Here is an 18,574-nt window from a genome sequence, read left to right as displayed (position 1 = left end):
GCAGCAAGCATCACCTCTGCTTTAGCCAACTGTGCAGCAGGCATCGCTTTCAATCTGTCTGCAAGCTGTTCTTGCGTTAAAGTGGTCGCCTGTCCGTTGATGATAAGCGTCACCTCGTTTCCGGAAAACTTGATGCCACCATCGGTATCACTAACACCAGGAATACGTGTGAGAGCCTCATAGGCATTGTCGGCAGGTAGTTGCTTCATGAGTAACGGCATGTTATAGGATAACATACCTCGCTCAGCCTTGACGATAGGGCGCGAACCTTTGACCATTATTTCGGGAAGGTTGTGCATCATGTTCTCCATTGTGAGCGAATCATTCTGCGTCTGAGTTTGAGCTTTCACGTTAGCAACTGAAAGCAGAAATAATCCTAAAAGGAATACTTTATTGTCCATATTTTACCTTTCTAATCTACATTCTCTTTCTATAACTTTCAAAAGTACGAAAAAAAATCCATAAACGAGAACGTTTTGCTTTGTATTGTAGGAATGAGGACGACATTTAACATTTCTCTTACTTTTAATGCCGTATATGAAATTTATCTATGCTGCATAGACAATGTGTTGCTACATTTGGAATAAGCACACTTCCAACCCAAAATTAATAATCTATAAAAACAAAGCAAAAAGTGTCGTTTTTCAGATTTTAGGTTTAACTTTGCATCCGAAAAGAGTTGTTTGGCAAGCAAGGCAAACTTATGTAGAATGTAGAAGTTAAAACTATTGCCAAGTCATTACCTCTATTGAGGAAAGACACTCATAAATCGCTCATTTTAAGCTATTCAGAAGATTTTAGCAGAATTTTAAGGAAAAATGATTTCATATTACACTAAATCCTTTCTTTCCTGTTTTCTCTTATTTATGTTTCAGGTAATAAGCAATACCGCGTTTTACGTTTTCTTTCACAGCTTTGCTTGAGAAAGTGGCTCCAGTAACGCCATCTACTTGGACTGAAGCGGCCTTGCTGACTTTCATGCCGTTCCATTTATTGAGCAACCCCTGTTTTACCTTATTGAAGAATTTGGGCGTTTCCTGGTTGGCAAGCGGTTTGATATCTATAATCTTTCCTTTCTTGATGTGGATGGAGAGAGGGGTGTTGCCACGAAATCCCCTTACATCTTTACCCAAAGTAGTGGTGTTGATAATGTAACTGCCATCTGCTTCTTTCGTCATAATCTCTGAATGAGAACTTTTGGTTGTTGCAGTCATGCTACCAATCAATCCTGTGCTCAGTAAGGCTGCTAAAATGAATATTCTTTTCTTCATAATTGTATTGATATTTCTATAATAGAATGCAAAATTACACAATTATTCTGTAATATACAAGACCCTATAGAAAAATCATCATTTTTAGGTATAGCCCTTCCAATGATGAGAATGAACCTTCCATTGCTATGGTGGCAGAATCTGTCTTCCCAAATCTCATCCAAATATCAAAAAAGCTAGAAAAACCTTGTTGTTTTCATTTTTTAATAGTATCTTTGAGTCCACTTGAAAAGTGTTCTCGTTAAAAGTTTAACATACATTCGTTCTTTGACATTTTGTAATCTGGAGATTTTTTGTACCCTTGGGGTCTCAAACAATAATTCAAGTTATGTTCAAGAAGAGTCCAAAGACAAAGCAATTCGATATGTTCAGTTCTCCTTCAGGACTGTTATGTGAGCGTGAGGGACGCCTATACGATGACCCATCAGCTTGGCACAACACGTTCTACAGAGACGTGACCTCTAATATAGGCGAGGAGATATTCAAACCACTCTATACAACAGAGAAAGACGACAACCGTGTTGGTCGCCCAAATGTTCCTATACGCATCCTCGTAGCCATTATTATATTAAAGGAAGGAATCGGTTGCAATGATGAACAGCTATATGAGCATTGTCGCTTCAATTTGCTCTATCGCCGTGCGCTCGGCATGGTGAATCTTGACGAGCAATGCCCAACCATCGATTCCTACTATGGCTTTCGTCGTAAACTTTGTAAGCATGATGAAAAGTTCAAGGAGAACCTCTTCGACAAGTGCTTCATCACAAGCTTTTCTTCATCCGAGTATCGGCAATACTCGTTTATTCTTGCAATGTCTTTCTCCAGCATGACAATGCGAGAGTCTTCAAATACATGTTTTATGTTCATATCTTAATCCCATAAATTACGGTTATACTTATAGAAAAACTTAATTCCTTTATCCGTTAAGAATCTTAATGGCTCTGTTCTCTTTAGTTCAGCCACTGTCTCCGGGTCGAAGAAAGCTCCATACTTGTCTTTCCAGGATTTCCCATGATACATAAGCAAGTTCTAGTTGTACTCAGTATTCAGTACACCGTCAAAATCGAGAAAAATTATTTTCTTCATACACATTATTTTATTGGATAATGAGAGATGTACTAATCCTAAGAGAGTGCTTCACGGTATGAACCCGTGAAAGCAACTCCCTTGTAGTTGTCTACAATAGAGATATACAAAAGTCGACAAAACTGCCTATATGCAACATTATTATCTGAATTTATGCCCATTTGCTAAGGAATCCAAGACTTCAATAAGAGTATCAATACTATCAGGTTGCTCTTCTGACTTATACTCAGGATTGTCAATTCTGAAAATTTCGCCTTGCGCATTCCAGTTATATTCAGCTTTGTTATAGAAGAATACAATGTCTCTGGCATAGAACAATCCGCATGATTTTTCAATGTTTGGATCACTTAATGAAATAAGTTCATTCTTTAAGGCTTCACGCACAACCTTATCACGGCATTCATTGAAAATGATACAGGCAGATGAGTTTTGGTGATGCCAATACACGTCATATTCTGCACTATTACTATAGCTGACGTACATGCCGTTTTCATCTGTAATCTCTTGTATTAATGCGGTTTGGATGATACATTTTTTAACGTATGAAGATTCTTGTGAGATACATGTTGACAATTGATTGCAATCTAAAGGTTCGGCCATAAGCCATTTATGAACCGAAGGTGGAAAGTAAGGAAGTTTGCTGCGCCATGTAGCATTTCTCCGAGCCCCACGTGGATACCAGTACCAGGAAGCAAAATCGTAGTCATGTAACAACAGATTCCGCTGTGCAATGCTGTTAAGCTCGCCATTATAGTTGTTGAGATACCAGTATAGATGGCTATACTTTATATCAAAATTTGACCAATCTATTTTTCCATCCCCGTCTTTAAACAACGCACTGATAGTTCCTTGGAAGAATGGCAATTTTTCCAAGGAGACTATAATCTTTTCCCATGTTCGGCCTTGAAGTTCATTTAACGTACCATTATAAGCTCCAATTTGGAACTGACGAATTTTTGCCTGTTCCTCAATGATATGTAGGGAAATTTTATCTGCTGCATCATATTCTTTTGGCAAAACAAGCCATTCAACATTATGTACATCCCATTTATATGGGAAAGCATGATGGAGGGAGAGAATAGTTGAACGTAGTTGTGTTTTAGTCCTTATTTCGTTCTGGACTTTATTATTCTCAAGAACCTGATAATTGCAAACATTCCAAACGACTCGCATCCATTGTTTAAGGCGAATTTCTGTGCAATATTCTGCTGGAGATAGAAAGAACTGACAAACAGCCCAAAAGGCTATAGTTTCAGGAATAGTCTGTATGTAGTAATCGTTCTTACCTGATGTATAGATGGCCTCAAACCTCTCATTTCCATCTCCGTATGGATATACTAAACAAGCTGTGAGCTTTTCTCTATCGAAAGATCGGAGATTTTCAAGCAGAGTGCGTATATCATAGAGAATACTAAAGCCTCCTAATTCATCAAAAATAGTCTGATAAACACCAAATCCCGTCATGTTATAATTTGCCCACGTACCCTTTTTCTCTGTAAAACTATAGAGATATTTAAAAGCTTTGTCTATTGGAGAAATTCCCAAATCTCTGTCCTCAATCTTCTGTGGTTTCTGCGCCATCATCAGCTTTACCAACAAAAAGCGGTTAATGAAGCCGAACATCATATCGTCAAGCGAGATGTTGGGATCACGATACTTCCAGAAAAAGTCCAGCCACTTTGTGTCTAGCAATATTGGCAGACCATTTTGAGCGTGAAGCAAAGATTTCCATTCTTGGTCGGCTATATACTTTATAAGATCCGCCTTGAAGTTCTCGAAATCGGACAAAGGTTTTCCACGTCCATTCATTTTTACGTACAGGTCATCCGACTGACCAAGATTCTCAAGGTCAAGTTGATAAAACACCAATGGACATTTGGCAGCAGGAAGCATCAGAGCATCCCAATATTCAAGAAGAGTCTGCTTATCTTTGTCTGCGAAAAGTTCTTCAATTCCATCAACCTTTCCGTTATGTTCTCCACTGAGCATTCTCAGCATCGATTGTACGGTCGGGTCTTGCCTCCAGATAGAAGGAACCCATGTCTGACGAATTATGGCATCAGCAATGCTTTCTTCTCCTCCCTGTGCAATTTCAGACCCACGTTTCACGATTCGTTGACAGAAATTAGTACTGCTGACACGGGTCTCATAGCTAAAGTTTGATAGATGTTCAATAGTACTTTGTTCTGACAACTTGCCCAAACGGAAAGCAAGATACCAGTGTAGCAACCATAGGGTGGTCAGACGTTGCTGCCCATCCAATGGATTGAACCTACCTTCTTGGTCTGAAGAACCATATACGAAGTCCATTTTTAATTGTTTATCTCCGTCAAGTGCAGCAACAATTGCCGACAAGAATTTCTCACGTAGGTTTTCATACCCTACACGTCCTTGTGCGTAATCACGCTGCAAAATGGGAATCACCACTTTGCACTTACCAAGTAGTTGCCAAAGTGTGGTAGTATTAGCGATATTATTCATAATTTGACTTGTGTTCTTATTGTAGGAAATCCTTTAATTTCTCAGTTATATCATCCAGATATTTCACGGAATCTGTACGAGACCATGACAATAAAGCATTAGCATCCTCAGTATAGTATTTCAAGAACGCTTGTTTTGTGCATATTGGAACAAAGGCGATGGCTTTACCGTCAATGACAACCTTGCCCTCGTCGGATATATGGCAATGCTTTCCTTGTTCCTTATTGATGATAAAAGAACGTTTTACACAGAATATGGAATTGCGATAACTCTTGTTTGTGCTTTCGTCAAGGAACGAAAGGTTCCAGATATGCATACGTTCGTTATCAATGACATCGCCAGTCTGTACGTTTTCACATAGCAAGTCATCTGAAGGGAACTGAGTCATTACTTTATCATAGATTTTCTTGAAATCGGGAATATCAGTACACCTCTTGTCAAGGTACTTCTTGATTTTTCCGTCATATTTCAACTTTCCAGAAGCTAAAGCAGCTCGTAACCACGATTTCTTATCCCTTGCATTTGCCAGTTCATTGGTAGTTGCGGAGTCTATATGTTCTACATTCCATGTTTCCTTTTTAAATAAGTGAAATGGGAATTTATGGAAGGTTGAAAGCTTGTATTTATCTGCTTGAACCTCCTGTTGTGTGATGATTGTCTGTATATTATGTAGCAAAAGTATTTTTCTGATTTTGCTTTTCTGATATACGTCTTCGAAGTGCAACTTGTTCAAGTCCTCTTTCCTGCACTTGATTATATTGTCACGGATGGCTTCTTTTACTGCTAAGAGAAATGCTTTTTTATCTTTTGCCCATTGCATCCATTGGCTATACCAGTCATTTATCCACTTTCGTCTAACTTCGGCATTATGGTTGTTGTCATCAATAGCCCATATGCTAAAACCGATATAGTGATAGAGCAAAGAATCTTCAAACCATTCCTTAATAGTGTCGAAGAGTGAGGTTACTTTAGCCCAGATCGACTCTAGATGTTCTGCATCAGACGTGTGTTCGTCCTTCATCTCAATCTGCTTGGCGAAATAACGGTAAACGCTATATCTGTCATTTCCTATCTGATTATCGTAATCCTCTGGTTTAATTTTCGCTTTGATGCCAAAGCAATCATTCTCAAACAGTATCTTAAACAGGAAATCGATACGTGTACGTTCCTGATAATTCGTGTCGTTCAGGAAAAGCCACAGTTCGTCATCCTGCAGGGCGTATTCAATATCATCCCATTGCGAGGCAATCTGTATCTGCTTCGTACGTATGAACTCAGAATGACTACCCGCATAATTTGAGCGATTGAGTAGAGCAGCCTTGATCAGTTCTGAATTTGTAAGCGAAATCTTGCCTATATTGAGTCTTGTAAACACATCAATAGGGTTCTCTCCAACAGATTCATACCAGATGAACTTTACTCTTTCAAGTATAGTGTCGTAGAGTAAAGCCTTTTCTTCGTCAGATTTATCCTGAAGCCATGTTTGTGCGATGTTACGAGCAAGAATCATGTGCTGGAAATCTACATTCTTAGCACCATCTTCATTTGTTTTGTCAATAATGTTTTTCAGAAAATCCTTGCTATCTGGTCTGGTTTGATAACTAATGCGATAAGCGGGATCATGCTTTAACACCATCATGATGATGTACAGTGTTGTCAGACGCTGTTGACCATCTATTACTTCCCACGAAGTAAGTTGTTGCAGGTCTTCTACAAGACACCCTATTGGGTCGGGCTCGTCTTGTATTCTGTCTAACCTTCTGCTTATTTCCTCAGAAAAAGCCTTACTGTCAACAATACTGCGTTTGACAACCAATGGTTGCAAACAGTAAAAACCAGTTCGCGAGTTCTCAATAAAGATATTTAAATCTTTAAGGAGTTCAGTGACCTGCAGTTCTTCCCATCTATAACCACGTTGGTAATCTGGTATAATGAAATCCAATCCTTGAATTTCTGAAATAGAGACAATACCTATTTTATTGTTATTTCTCATATTTAATAGTTTTTGTAATGCGATGGCGGTGCAGGCTTCTGCGTCAACCAGGGCATGATGATGGTTTGACAAATCATAACCGCAGCGGACTGCGATTACATTAAGTGAATGACAGCTTTGTGACCAAACTCGGCGCAGAACCACATAGGTGCTGTAGATCCACTGTTAGCCCATATTCTGAATTTGGTTCCGTTTATACTCTTTACCCTATAACCGACAGATATAATAACATCAAGGCTATACATCTTTGTTTCATAGCTTTGATTCTGTGCCATTTTTGTATATTACATTTGTTATTGATAACGTTTCGACAGCAAAGATATTGCCATGGTTTGTCTTTTTTGTTCATACTATCATAAATTTTATCAGAACTACAGATTTCTAATAGGCTTCCAACAGGAAATGGCATTTGTTTTACTTTTGCCGATGATGTTTCTATACTCCATGCGGCAAGATCCATTTTAGACTCAATATAACACTTTTGCTGTAGTAGTTATAGTAGTTCCCTGGCAATCCAAGCACAAGCCTCTGCGTCAGCCAGGGCATTATGGTGTTGGGTTAGGTCGTACCCGCAATAAGCAGCTACGGTTTGTAGTTGGTGGTTGGGTAGGAGAGATCCCAACTTTCTTCTGGAGGCTCGGCATGTGCAATGGAACTCATAATCGGGATAGTCCATCTGATACATTTGGAACACAGACTTCAGGCATCCCTCGTCAAAGGGAGAGTTGTGAGCCACCAATGGCAATCCCTCAATCTTTGGCTGAATCTCAGCCCATACCTCTGGAAATACCCTGGCGTTCATGGTATCCTCCATGGTTAGTCCATGTACCCTTGTATTCCAATAGGAATAATACTCAGGCTCTGGCTTGATGAGACTGTAGTAGCTATCCACAATCTCACCATCCCTTACTATCACAATGCCTACGGAGCAAACGCTGGTTCGTTGCTGGTTGGCAGTCTCAAAATCTATCGCTGCAAAATTCTTCATGAGTGCAAAGTTACTAATTATATATGTATTATCCAAATTTTTAATATTTATATATCCATACTGGTATGCCCTTTTCCTTGGCAATTTCTATCATATGCTTGGTTCCATGAGATTTGGCATCCCTGAAATGATTTCTATTGGGTGAGCGTCCAAGTCTCCCAAAGATCCGAAAGTCTCATCAAGCTTTTCTTTCAGAAACTCATAGTTGTCAAAGTCACGTCCTCCCGCTACAATCACCTTGTAACTATTGAGGTACTTTGTCTTGATGGTATGTTTGATGGCTTCTTTATCCATCTTACCATTTGATAATTCTTTGCCCATATTCATGTTTGCTCATTAAATTTTCTGCAAAATTAGATGAAACGTGAGAAAAATCATTGCGCATGAAAAAAGTTTTTGTTGTGTGAAACGATTTTACATAGGTGTGGGCTATCTTTGCATCAGAATTTTTAATTGATATACAATGGAGAAGTTTGATATTAATAAAGAAATGGCGAAGTTAAAAGGACTGAACATTATCGAAAAATGCTCGGCTTTAGACGATTTGCTTGATGATTTGGAAGATGCCCAAGAGCAGATTATCTGTGCCAAGGATGAGATTTCCGAAGAATACGCCAACGTTTTTACGAAGAAGTTCCACGAGGAGATAGCTTCCTTTATAGCGGAAACCTTCGATGGCAAGATTCCATATGTGGAAAAATATGGTTATAAAATCATGTATGACAACATGCCCATTTACATAACCCTTTTTTGTACTTATGGTGAATGGTCTATTTGTCTTTCTGTAAAGAGTGGAAGTACAAAACATCTGATAAAACTTGCAGGTGTTTTAGGTGTCAATATAACAGGGAATGGGGGATCTTTGAACTTAGAAGTTACAGAGAAAGATTTGCTTTCCAAGGTGAAGCAAATCCTGTTACTCTCAGACTCCTACGAAAAATGAATCTTTCATAAGGTAAGATTCTTATTTCATAAATCGAACATATACTTAAAAATAAAGCATAATGAACAAAACTATAAAAGAGCAATTGGATAAGATGGAAAAACGTTTGGACGAGGCCCTAGATAATGACCTCTTCAATGATTCCGAGTTTGACATGGATAACTTCCAACCAGAGGTTTGTTCCATTGAGAGAGAGCTGAATGGGATATTGGAGTTCAATCGTGAACATCTTCAATTTCCGGAACTGGAGCAGATTTGCTCCATTCAGAAGAAAATCAAACAGGTGAAGGATGAGTATGAATTCTATGATCCAGAGTATGAGAGAAGCGTCATGTTCCCAAATGGTGAGGATGAGGAAGAGGATGATTTCGCCTTCTAAATATAGACAAATATGGAAAATAGACCTTATTTGAGAACTATATTGGGTGGAACGGGCTTTAGAAGTCTTTCCCTTTTTGAGAAAATATTATGCATTAATGTTTGGTTATTATGCTTATGCAAACGTTATGCAAAAAAGGTATGAAAATGAAAAAGGCGGTAAATACGTTAAATTTGTATTTACCGTTTTTAACATTCCATGATGGAAGTTACCCTAGATTATTAAGCCTGAACCCCCTCAGATTTTTGCATTTCTATTGAGAACTTGCCCTGTACAATCATTCTGCACAGATAAATATTTCTTGAGATTTTCTTCAATTTTATCCTTAATAGTATCTCTTAGGCTTTGAGGAGAAAGAACTTCTACGTCTGGTATGAATGAGAATATCAGCTGGTTCAGCTCGTTATTGGGTTTAACCTGGATGGTTACAGTTCTTTGTTCCTTATTGACTACTTGTGAGTGGTGCAGAGGTTTAGATACTACATAAGGAAAGCGATTTTCTGAGAATCTGAGAACAATGGTTTCTATGTCGGCCTTTGGTACTGTTACACCGATGACATCATTGAAATAGGTATCAAAGTTGATTTGAGTATTTTTGCAGAAAGGAATATCCACATTTCTAAATGACACAATTCTGTTTAATGCATAATTGCAAATTGTTCCATATTTCTCGTTTCTTCCGAGTAGGAACCATCTGTTATTATATTGCTTCACGTAGTAGGGATGGCATATTGTATCGAACTCATGGCCTTTGAATGTGCAATATTGAAGTTTGAGAGGCTGGTGGTTGACGGTGGCATCAATGATGCCAGAGAGATGTTCCAATCCTTGGAGTTTATCATTTTGCTCAAAGGAAATGAGATTTTCAGCATTAGCCTTTATGCCAAAGCGGTATTCCAAATTAGAGATAACCTCTTCAAACCATGCAGTAGCTGGTGTACCTCTATAGCGTCCGAGCATCTGAATGGTTGAACGCAGATTGTTCACCTCTTCAATGGACATCTCATTATTATATATAGTGAAGTTTGGGTCTTCATATCTATAATATGATTTTTTACCTACTGCCATTGGATAGGCCTTTGATGGTACATCGTAGGTAATTCTATCGCGCATATACTTAATGTCAGCACGTATCTGGCGGACACTTATATCAGTTCCCGTCAAGTCATAGAGTGCATCATTCACTTTATCCATGAGGTCATTGATCGTATATTTGTGCTTAAAATCACTGAAGCACCTATCTAATATTTGATACCTGAGTTGGGCATTCTTGTTAGTTGGCATACGCTAAACATTTAAATGATTATCACTGGCAAAGATACTAATTCAGTACGAGATATGTGCACAGAAACAAGTTTTTTTCTGTTTTGGCTAAAAAGACTTGGATTTTTTGCTTGTTTCTTAATAAAATGATTACTTTTGCAGTTATATTTGTATTTGAAATGCAGATACCATGCACAGCTGCAATCTAATTTTGCACATTAATCAAAACCGAATGATATGGAAATTAATGAATATGACTTAAAAGAGAGACATTCTGATGAACTTATTGGATGTTACACCACAGAAGGAGGATATGGCCACTTTATAGATCTTCGAGGTTCCGAGGGTGAGGTGGTTCGTACTTTTTATGAGAGTGGAGATAAAGTTGAAATCAGATATGATAATAATGGGTTGGTTGAGCATGAGTTTTATAGATTTAAGTGGCATTTGGTTGCTTCTAGTCCATTGACTCTTGCTGTTGATGGTGAGGTTTGTCCTATTGACAAGACAGCTTTGCTGAATCGTTTGTTTAAAATCTATTCAGACTCTAGAGGAAAGAAAATAGAGGATGAAGTGCGCACTCAGGAAACTATCTTGAGCGAGGTTACTGGTGCAGAGCATACATATATCTATGAGCTTCTTCAAAATGCCAATGACTATCCTCATTCAGGTGAGGAGAATGACGTGGCTGTGAAGTTTGTGCTTACCGAGCATTATCTGTTGTTCTTGCATACTGGTGCTCAGTTTAATTTGAGAAATATCATAGGTCTCTGTTCCTTCAACCAGGGTGAGAAACGTGCCAACAAGGATACCATAGGTTATAAGGGTATTGGTTTCAAGACCGTTTTTGTGAACAATGATTATGTGTTTTTGCATTCTGGTGAGTGGCAATTGCGTTTTGATGAGTCTTATGCTGATGAGAAGAGTCATGGTTCTTCTCCTTGGACAATTATGCCGATTCCTACATCTGGTGAAGAACTTGATGGGGAGTTAAAGGAAGCCTTGGCCTCCATACCTTCGTCTTACAGAGTTCAGTTTGCTCTGCGTCACAAGCGTGATGCAAAGGAAAATATCCCTCAATTGATCAAAGTGTTCAGTGATCATCAGATTCTCTTATTCATTCCTCATGTTTCTAAGGCAGAAGTGTTTATTGATGGTAAGAGAAAGTTTGAGGTTATCAAGGACAGAAACAAGTGGGTTGTTGACAGATTTCCATATACTCTTCCTGAGAGTTTGAAGGAATGGGTAAGAAAAAATGCCGATTCCGGAGCCAGTAAGATTCCGGAGAAATTTAAGGATATTGACTCTATTGGTATTTCTTTTGCTGTTTCAAGAGAAGGAAATAGGTTGGTTCCTGTCAAGGATGCTCGTGTTTACAATTATCTTCCTACAGAGCTGCGTCTTGACTTTGGTTTCTTGTTGAATGCCGACTTTATTCCTAATGGCTCTCGTAGTGGGTTACATGAAGTGATGTGGAATGATGTTGTCATGGAAGAGTGTGGCCGCAAGTTTGTCCAATGGTGGGCTGGTTTCTTAGCACATGAAGGTGAATGGGACATGGAGTCTGTATTTGCGTTATTGCCGGACTTTTCTTCGTCGAATTATTATGCCCGTCTGTTTTCTAATGGTTTTGATGAGAGCATGAGAATGATTCCTTGCATTCCTGTAGAAGCAAATGGGAAGTATTTCTTGTGTAAAGCCTGCAATGTTATCTTTGACGAGATTGGGCTTGTTAGCGGAGAGGATCCTTTGCTGACAGATGAAGAGTTTTATTCATTTGTGAATACAAATAAATATTTACCACATAAGGATATTCGAAATACTGAAGGATTGAATGATTTGTTGAATGAAACGATTCCGGGAGAGTGTGACAGATTCGACAATGATCAGCTTGTATTGCTCATTCAGAATAAAGCCTTCAAGGAGTGGCTTTCCATGAAAGACAATAACATAAGATTTAACCAATTCCTGATAGAGAGCGATTACATAACAGTGGTTGATGGTTTACCTATCTTCCTTGATGCAGAAGGCAATTTAAAGAGAATGAGTTGTCTATATCTTGATGTTGACAGATACATGGATGACCTTTCCTTTTTAAGTGATAAGATTTGTCGCTTGGATCCTGACGTAAGAGTTGCCTTGGAGAAGTTGAATAAATGGAACCTGGTGACTAATAAGTTTGCTCAGTTTAGTGATTATCGTTTTGCTCAGGAAATCGTTACCGGCATCAATGATATTCGTGAGAGGTTGACAGATAAGGGAAACAATGTTCATTTGCTGCACTTCTTGGCTAAAAGTGGATATGGTGTTAGAATAGGCAATATTCATTATCCGATATTTACCGAAAATGGTAACAGCATGGATAGCTATAACCATAAGAAGATTCATTTGCCTAATACTTTAGGTTTGGAGTTTGCTGAGCAAGAGTGGGTAGGTGATGGTTGGTTGAACTTTGTTGATAAGTCATATTTCGATAATGACCCGGATGACATTAGGATATTCTTTAAAAATCAAGGCATTGCCGGGGTTGATGAGATGAAACTCTTTCAGGGATTTATTTCTGATGACACATATCTCCCTCTGATTGCAGAGAAGATTGCAGATAAGGAAATGAATCTTTCTTTCTATCGTTTCCTGGCTTTACATTTTGGTTCTTTAAAGTATAAGTTTACGACAAACATGCGTCGTACGCTCTCCTTGTTTGCAACAGATGGAGAAACAGAAAAGATGGTACCGATAGCCAGCAATGTGTATTTCAAGAATGATTATTGGGAGGAGGTCATTAAGAGTAGATGGCTTCCAAAGGAGTTGTGCCTTGTGCTTTCTTCCTGTTATGGCATGAATGGTACAGATAGTGACGAGATCGTATCTTACTTCAAGTCCATGTCTCTTGTATATATGTTCACGGAGCCTACTTTTGGCAATTTGTTAAAGCAGGATAGATTCCTTGTTTCCATATATGAGAATATCAAGACCAAGGAGGAGAGTAAAGATTTCTTGAATTTTCTTTTCGTCAATCAAAATATATTGTTCAAAGGGGAAGATGTGATAGATGTCAAGTTCCGCTGTGTACCAGTTAAATGGGATGGTGAGGAAGAACTGAAATCCTGTAAGGATTGGGGTGGAATGACTTATTATCACTCTCCTGCATTGGATGACTTGTATGGTCAGGAATGGTTTGCTAAAGGTTCCATGCATATCTGTGATGATTACTATACTTCGTTGTTTGATGGTCAGGAGAGAAAAGAATTTTATAAGAAACTTGGCTTTAAATCTTTTGATACCATTGATTTCTTCCGTAAGCATGTATTGGCAGTTATCGATAGATTCAGAGATAGTTTGAAGGATAGAAAGGCAAATCTAGCATTCCATCAATATGTTTTCCGTAATCGGGAAGCGTTGTCTTCTGAAGATTTCAAGAAGGTACAGATTGTGCCAATTTTCATAGAGTCTCCTAAAGAAGAGGATGGTATTCTTATGTCCTGTTCCAATCACCATTACTTGCCATCAGAGGCATTGACTGGTATTGTAAAGGCGAATCTGGTTCCTGAGAGTTTGCTTGATACTATTCATCATGATTATGTCACTTGTGAGGAAGAACGAAGATATTACTGTGAGTTTTTGGATAATAATGAGCTTACTTCTGATGAATTTGTCACTTATATTTCAAACCAAGATAATCTGGAAGAGGTTTATGACTATCTTCTGGATGAGGACAGAAATGTGCGCTTTTGGAGGTGGGTTCTGGATGCAGAACTCTCGGGTGAAGTAAAAGGTGAGCTATCGAAATTTCCTGTGTTGGGTTATAGTGGTTCCGGTTCTGAAAAGAAGATGTTCACTCCTGAAGAATTGTTCTTGTCAAACGAATATGCCAACTATGATATAGAACAGATAGTTCATGAATTTACAGATACTCCTGCTTTCGTGTCATCTTGTTATCTGAGAAGTGGAGATTCCAAGAAAGATTGGTTGAATCTGTTCAAAGCTATGGGTGTCATTGTGGATACACATGATATTGTCTTTGAGAAGATTTTGCCAAATCTTGATACTTACTTTGGTAGAATAGAGATAGTTGGTGTATTGGCAGAACATGAACGGGAGATTCGTAGAATATTGGCCAATGAAGAGAATTCCAGGATGAGAATCATGCTTTCTAAGCTTTGGCTTCTTTGTGATGACAATCATTATCGTCATCCTTCTGATGCCTTCTTGTCTGGAGGATATCTCAATATCTCTGTCGATCCGTTAGCCGATGTACGTATCCCTAATCTTGTTTCTGCCAAGTATCTGGATGGCTATGATGACAAACCGGAAGTGGCTGAACGAATCAAGCGTTTCCTGGAAGCAGTGATGGATTGCCAGAAAAAATGTCTTTCCTTGACAGCATTGCGAAATGAGAAATTACGCTATTTTATCTCTCATCAAGAGAGTTATGCTTATGAGGCACATATTAGGATTATTGCTGAAATGGCTACCATATTTGATGAGGAGAAGGAAGATTTCAAGGAAATAGTCAAAGCTACCAGTATCAAGCTTTATGATAAGAATCAGGATTTACGTCCTAGTTCTCAGTTATATTTGGGTTCTTGCTATCACCCGGATTGTGACTATGAGAGTTGTGACATCCAGTCTTTATCCTATTTGAGTGAAGATTACAGGGAAGTTATTGAGTCTTCTTACAGAAATGTCTTCTTGGGGTATTTTCAGGTTGGGCAGACTTTCAAGGAGGTTAATCTTCAGCTTTTGACAAATCCTAAGTTTGCGAAGTACTTTTGGGGGTATTATGCTCCTCATAAAGCAGTACAATTACAATATATTTGTGATGAGGAACATCTAAGAATGTTGCCTTGTATCCCTTCACCCACGGGATTAAAGCGTCCTGTTGATTTGTATGATTACAGAGAAGGACAGTTGCAGAAAATAGTCAATTCGCTGCTTAATGGCAGTTACAAACTTCCTAACATTGAGTTGCCTGCATGGTTAGGTTATATTGGCTTCCGAAGCAAATTGACATTTACGGATTGTTTGGACTATTTGCTTTTGAAGACGAATGATTATCGAAGGAAAGTTTACGACTGGATTGTGGAATCACGTGATGAGACGATTCACAGATACAGACGAGAAATAGGGGAGTTTCGTGAAAATGCGAGTTGGTATGCTGGTACGAAAACCTGGGAGCCTTTGTCTTCACTAGTTGCATTGGATTGGAACAATTCAACTTTGAGGGATAGCTTTGGTACGAATTCACATGTGTGCAATCCTTCATTTATGCCTGAGTCTAGGCAGGATTATGAGCGCTTGTGTCACATCTTAGGTATTAAAATCATATCAAACTCTGACTTTCAGAAGAGAAAAACCGGAGATTTTTATGAAGATACTGAGGCCAAAGAAGAGATAAAGAAGCGTTTATTGTATCTTGCATATAAAGCTGGTGGTGATTGGAAAGAGACTTATCAGAGGAATGCATCATTCCTGGATGCTTGTGATATTTGTAGTTGTGAACAGATTGACTATTTCTATGATGAGAATATTTCCACAACGCGTTTGTCATTCATTGAAGATGATGACAAGCTATGGTATGTTGGATCTTGGGGTGGTAAGATGTTCATCAATGTTTTGAGTTGGATCAAGCGTGTCTTCTCATTGAAACAGGACAATAATTACCTGGAAAGTCTTTTTGCTGCTGATTTCAACAAATATCTGTTAGCTAACGAAGTGGATTTGGATCCGGAGTTTTTAGAGCTTCTTGATGAAACTTCACGTCAAGGGTTGAAGGCTTCTGATAATGAAGAGGTTGCTGAATGGGTTGAAACAGATACTTCTGATGCTTCCTTGGATACAAGTTTGGTTGATTTAGAGGTGGACCATTCAAATGCACCTTCAGACTTATCCGAGTCAGACTCATCTTTTGATGATCATGGCGAAGGTACGAACTCTTTTGAATCATCAAATGATGAGGTCAGCCAACCTAAGGAGCGTAAGGAAAGAAGTGACAAGGGTAAGCATCATGCTCCAAGAAGAACAGTTAATCGTGATGAGGAAGTCTTTGATAGCGGTGATGAGCAGAAAGAGGATTTGCAACAAGCTCTTCAGCATAAGTGGGAGCAGAAGGCAAATAAGGAATTGCATCGACCTTATTCTTCTTCGAGAAATGCTGGTGATGTGCCAGAATTCTCTTCTGAGGAGTCTTCTTCAAGTAACCCTGGGGAATTGTTTGGTGAGGATAATTACGATTTCCATCAGCGTGGGGACACAGCTTCTCGTATGGAGCAAAATCTTAAGAGAAAGAATACGGAGGCACAGAATGCTGCTGAATATGCAGACGAGCAGTTGCAGGTTAATCATTTCCTGAATGATACGCCAAAATACAGCTATCTGTGGTTCAAGTATCTGATGGAGTTGATCTATTCTGACAAGAGTAGCTTGTCAACAAGTAAGATACAGGTGGACTTCTATGCCAAGGAGTTCCTGTCTTATGATAGGATTCTTCGTCTCCAGGTTCCTTCCAAGGTCTTGCCTTCTTGGTTGGACAATGCTGACAATCTTCAAGTGGTGGTGTTCTATAAGGATAACTCTAAAATCTTGAGAGATGTCAGTCTTGTTCGTGTGGATGAAACTTCTGTAGATCTGTTGGTTGATGAGATGAGTGACGAAACGCTTGATTTATGCCGTCAGGCTACTCTAATCCGTTTGAAGGCGGAGAACAGTAACAATATCTTGGATTCATTGCAGACAAGATTTTTGCAGCTTTCATTGCCGGATGAGTTTAATATGCAGGAAAACTTACCTGCTGATATTAGCTTTATATATGGCCCTTCAGGAACTGGTAAGACAACAAGAGTAGTGGAAAAGATTCATCAGCTGGTAGAAACCAGTGGTGAAAACCTCAACATTCTGGTGATGACTCCAACCAACAAGGCTGCAGATGTCATTGCAGAGCGTTTGGTAGCAGATGATTTGTGTTATAATTACTTAAGCAGGTTCGGAACTACCGAGGATGCCGATTTGATTGAGGAGGGAGTTGTCACAACTCGTGATACCATGGATATGGATGCTTCTTCTGTCAACATTGTGGTTACAACAGGTGCAAGGTATTCCTATGATACTGTGAATCCTGACGATACACCTATATGTGACTTTGATTGGGATTACATTATCATTGACGAAGCCTCCATGATGGATTTGGTTACCATTACCTATATATTATATAAAGGTGAGGGGTGCAGATTTATCATAGCGGGAGATCCTATGCAGATACGCCCGGTTCCAAGAAATGAAATTGAGGTGGAGAACATTTATCAGATGGTTGGAATTGACGAGCTAAAGACAGCCTTGAATAGTTTTGACCGTTACCCATTGGAAGCTCTTACTACCCAGTACAGGTCAATTCCCGTGATTGGTGATATAGTGAGTCAGTTTGCTTATAATGGCATGGTTAAAACGTTCATACAACGTGCTCCTCAGAAACAGCTTCATTGTGATGGCATGGATATAAACACAGTTAATTTCTTCCCTTTTGAGGTTAGGGAGTTCTCGCAGCTCTTTGAGTTGGGTACTGTGGGCAAGAGTCCTTTGCATTTGTATTCTGCTATATTCACCTACAATATGGTTGGATATGTAGCAAGACAAATCTTCCAGAACCATCCTTCTTCTCAGTATAGCATAGGTGTGGTTTGTCCATATGGTGCAGAGGCTGATGCTATCAAGCAGATGATTGAAAGCAGACCAATTGACCAGCCAAATTGCTCTATTACCTGTGGTACGGTGCATAGCTTCCAAGGAGATGAGTGCGATATTATGTTCGTTGTGCTTAATCCACCAGCTAGCAGCTATTCCGGCAGTCATGTAAATAACCAGAATATCATCAACGTGGCTATGAGTAGAGCAAGAGATTATTTGTTCTTTGTGATTCCTGAAGGACAGATTGATGGCTATCATATCAAGAATAAACTTGGTAAGATTGTCAATTCTCAAGACAGGAGCGTATTGCCATGTGCTCAGATGGAGAAGTTGATGTTTGGAGACGAGCATTATATAGAAGAAAATACAGAGGTGACATGTCATTTACCTGTGAATGTCTATTATAACTCAAATAGTGAGTATGATGTTCGTTGGGATGATAATGCCATTGATATTCAAATACATAGTAGTAAAAAATAAAACGAAAATA

At 38.9% G+C, this 18,574-nt stretch carries 10 protein-coding genes and 2 pseudogenes; 4 read left to right on the top strand and 8 right to left on the bottom strand.

Features of this window, described 5'->3' with window-relative positions; all coding sequences use genetic code 11:
* Together NNC77_RS13005 and NNC77_RS13000 are read right to left on the bottom strand one after the other, a co-directional pair.
* Positions 1–401, bottom strand: a pseudogene (locus NNC77_RS13005) (TonB-dependent receptor); the annotation flags it as partial.
* A gap of 459 nt (positions 402–860) precedes the next feature.
* Positions 861–1,271, bottom strand: a complete 411-nt coding sequence (locus NNC77_RS13000; protein WP_089545389.1) for an FMN-binding protein — start codon at positions 1,269–1,271, stop codon at positions 861–863.
* A 328-nt stretch (positions 1,272–1,599) separates the two neighbouring features.
* Between NNC77_RS13000 and NNC77_RS12995 the strand changes: the two genes are divergently transcribed.
* Positions 1,600–2,145: a transposase gene (locus NNC77_RS12995; protein ID WP_117695167.1), complete on the top strand. Its 546-nt coding sequence runs from the start codon at positions 1,600–1,602 to the stop codon at positions 2,143–2,145.
* Between the two features lie 353 nt (positions 2,146–2,498).
* Here the strand turns inward: NNC77_RS12995 and NNC77_RS12990 are convergent, their stop codons facing one another.
* The 5 genes and pseudogenes from NNC77_RS12990 to NNC77_RS12965 form a co-directional block, all read right to left on the bottom strand.
* Positions 2,499–4,838: a DUF262 domain-containing protein gene (locus NNC77_RS12990; protein ID WP_117695165.1), complete on the bottom strand. Its 2,340-nt coding sequence runs from the start codon at positions 4,836–4,838 to the stop codon at positions 2,499–2,501.
* 16 nt (positions 4,839–4,854) lie between these two features.
* On the bottom strand, positions 4,855–6,831 hold the full coding sequence (locus tag NNC77_RS12985) for a DUF262 domain-containing protein (protein WP_254971110.1): 1,977 nt from the start codon (positions 6,829–6,831) through the stop codon (positions 4,855–4,857).
* Positions 6,832–6,995: 164 nt separating this feature from the next.
* Positions 6,996–7,097, bottom strand: a pseudogene (rhuM, locus tag NNC77_RS12975) (RhuM family protein); the annotation flags it as partial.
* Between the two features lie 227 nt (positions 7,098–7,324).
* Positions 7,325–7,819 carry a 3'-5' exonuclease gene (locus NNC77_RS12970; protein ID WP_022120554.1) on the bottom strand — a complete coding sequence of 165 codons (495 nt, stop codon included), beginning with the start codon at positions 7,817–7,819 and terminating at the stop codon, positions 7,325–7,327.
* A gap of 90 nt (positions 7,820–7,909) precedes the next feature.
* Entirely contained in the window at positions 7,910–8,140 is a 231-nt protein-coding gene (locus NNC77_RS12965; RefSeq protein WP_147330157.1) for a DUF2493 domain-containing protein, read from the bottom strand.
* A gap of 142 nt (positions 8,141–8,282) precedes the next feature.
* On the opposite strand from NNC77_RS12965, the gene NNC77_RS12960 reads away from it, so the two are divergent.
* On the top strand, positions 8,283–8,762 hold the full coding sequence (locus NNC77_RS12960) for a hypothetical protein (RefSeq protein ID WP_218459663.1): 480 nt from the start codon (positions 8,283–8,285) through the stop codon (positions 8,760–8,762).
* 61 nt (positions 8,763–8,823) lie between these two features.
* On the top strand, positions 8,824–9,141 hold the full coding sequence (locus NNC77_RS12955; RefSeq protein WP_117729136.1) for a hypothetical protein: 318 nt from the start codon (positions 8,824–8,826) through the stop codon (positions 9,139–9,141).
* 237 nt (positions 9,142–9,378) lie between these two features.
* Here the strand turns inward: NNC77_RS12955 and NNC77_RS12950 are convergent, their stop codons facing one another.
* Positions 9,379–10,335 carry a helix-turn-helix transcriptional regulator gene (locus NNC77_RS12950; protein WP_367398736.1) on the bottom strand — a complete coding sequence of 319 codons (957 nt, stop codon included), beginning with the start codon at positions 10,333–10,335 and terminating at the stop codon, positions 9,379–9,381.
* A 306-nt stretch (positions 10,336–10,641) separates the two neighbouring features.
* Here NNC77_RS12950 and NNC77_RS12945 point away from each other — a divergent pair, with 306 nt between their 5' ends.
* Positions 10,642–18,564, top strand: a complete 7,923-nt coding sequence (locus tag NNC77_RS12945) for a DEAD/DEAH box helicase (protein WP_254971100.1) — start codon at positions 10,642–10,644, stop codon at positions 18,562–18,564.
* Positions 18,565–18,574: the final 10 nt, after the last annotated feature.

It is taken from the genome of Segatella copri (genome assembly GCF_024330485.1).
Taxonomy (GTDB): domain Bacteria; phylum Bacteroidota; class Bacteroidia; order Bacteroidales; family Bacteroidaceae; genus Prevotella; species Prevotella copri_L.
This window is presented reverse-complemented; position numbering and strand designations above follow the sequence as displayed.

Excerpts from the sequence above, each read along its gene's own strand:
- NNC77_RS13000 (WP_089545389.1), bottom strand. The coding sequence starts at position 1,271 with ATGAAGAAAAGAATATTCATTTTAGCAGCCTTACTGAGCACAGGATTG.
- NNC77_RS12995 (WP_117695167.1), top strand. The coding sequence starts at position 1,600 with ATGTTCAAGAAGAGTCCAAAGACAAAGCAATTCGATATGTTCAGTTCT.
- NNC77_RS12990 (WP_117695165.1), bottom strand. The coding sequence starts at position 4,838 with ATGAATAATATCGCTAATACTACCACACTTTGGCAACTACTTGGTAAG.
- NNC77_RS12985 (WP_254971110.1), bottom strand. The coding sequence starts at position 6,831 with ATGAGAAATAACAATAAAATAGGTATTGTCTCTATTTCAGAAATTCAA.
- NNC77_RS12970 (WP_022120554.1), bottom strand. The coding sequence starts at position 7,819 with ATGAAGAATTTTGCAGCGATAGATTTTGAGACTGCCAACCAGCAACGA.
- NNC77_RS12965 (WP_147330157.1), bottom strand. The coding sequence starts at position 8,140 with ATGGGCAAAGAATTATCAAATGGTAAGATGGATAAAGAAGCCATCAAA.
- NNC77_RS12960 (WP_218459663.1), top strand. The coding sequence starts at position 8,283 with ATGGAGAAGTTTGATATTAATAAAGAAATGGCGAAGTTAAAAGGACTG.
- NNC77_RS12955 (WP_117729136.1), top strand. The coding sequence starts at position 8,824 with ATGAACAAAACTATAAAAGAGCAATTGGATAAGATGGAAAAACGTTTG.
- NNC77_RS12950 (WP_367398736.1), bottom strand. The coding sequence starts at position 10,335 with ATGGATAAAGTGAATGATGCACTCTATGACTTGACGGGAACTGATATA.
- NNC77_RS12945 (WP_254971100.1), top strand. The coding sequence starts at position 10,642 with ATGGAAATTAATGAATATGACTTAAAAGAGAGACATTCTGATGAACTT.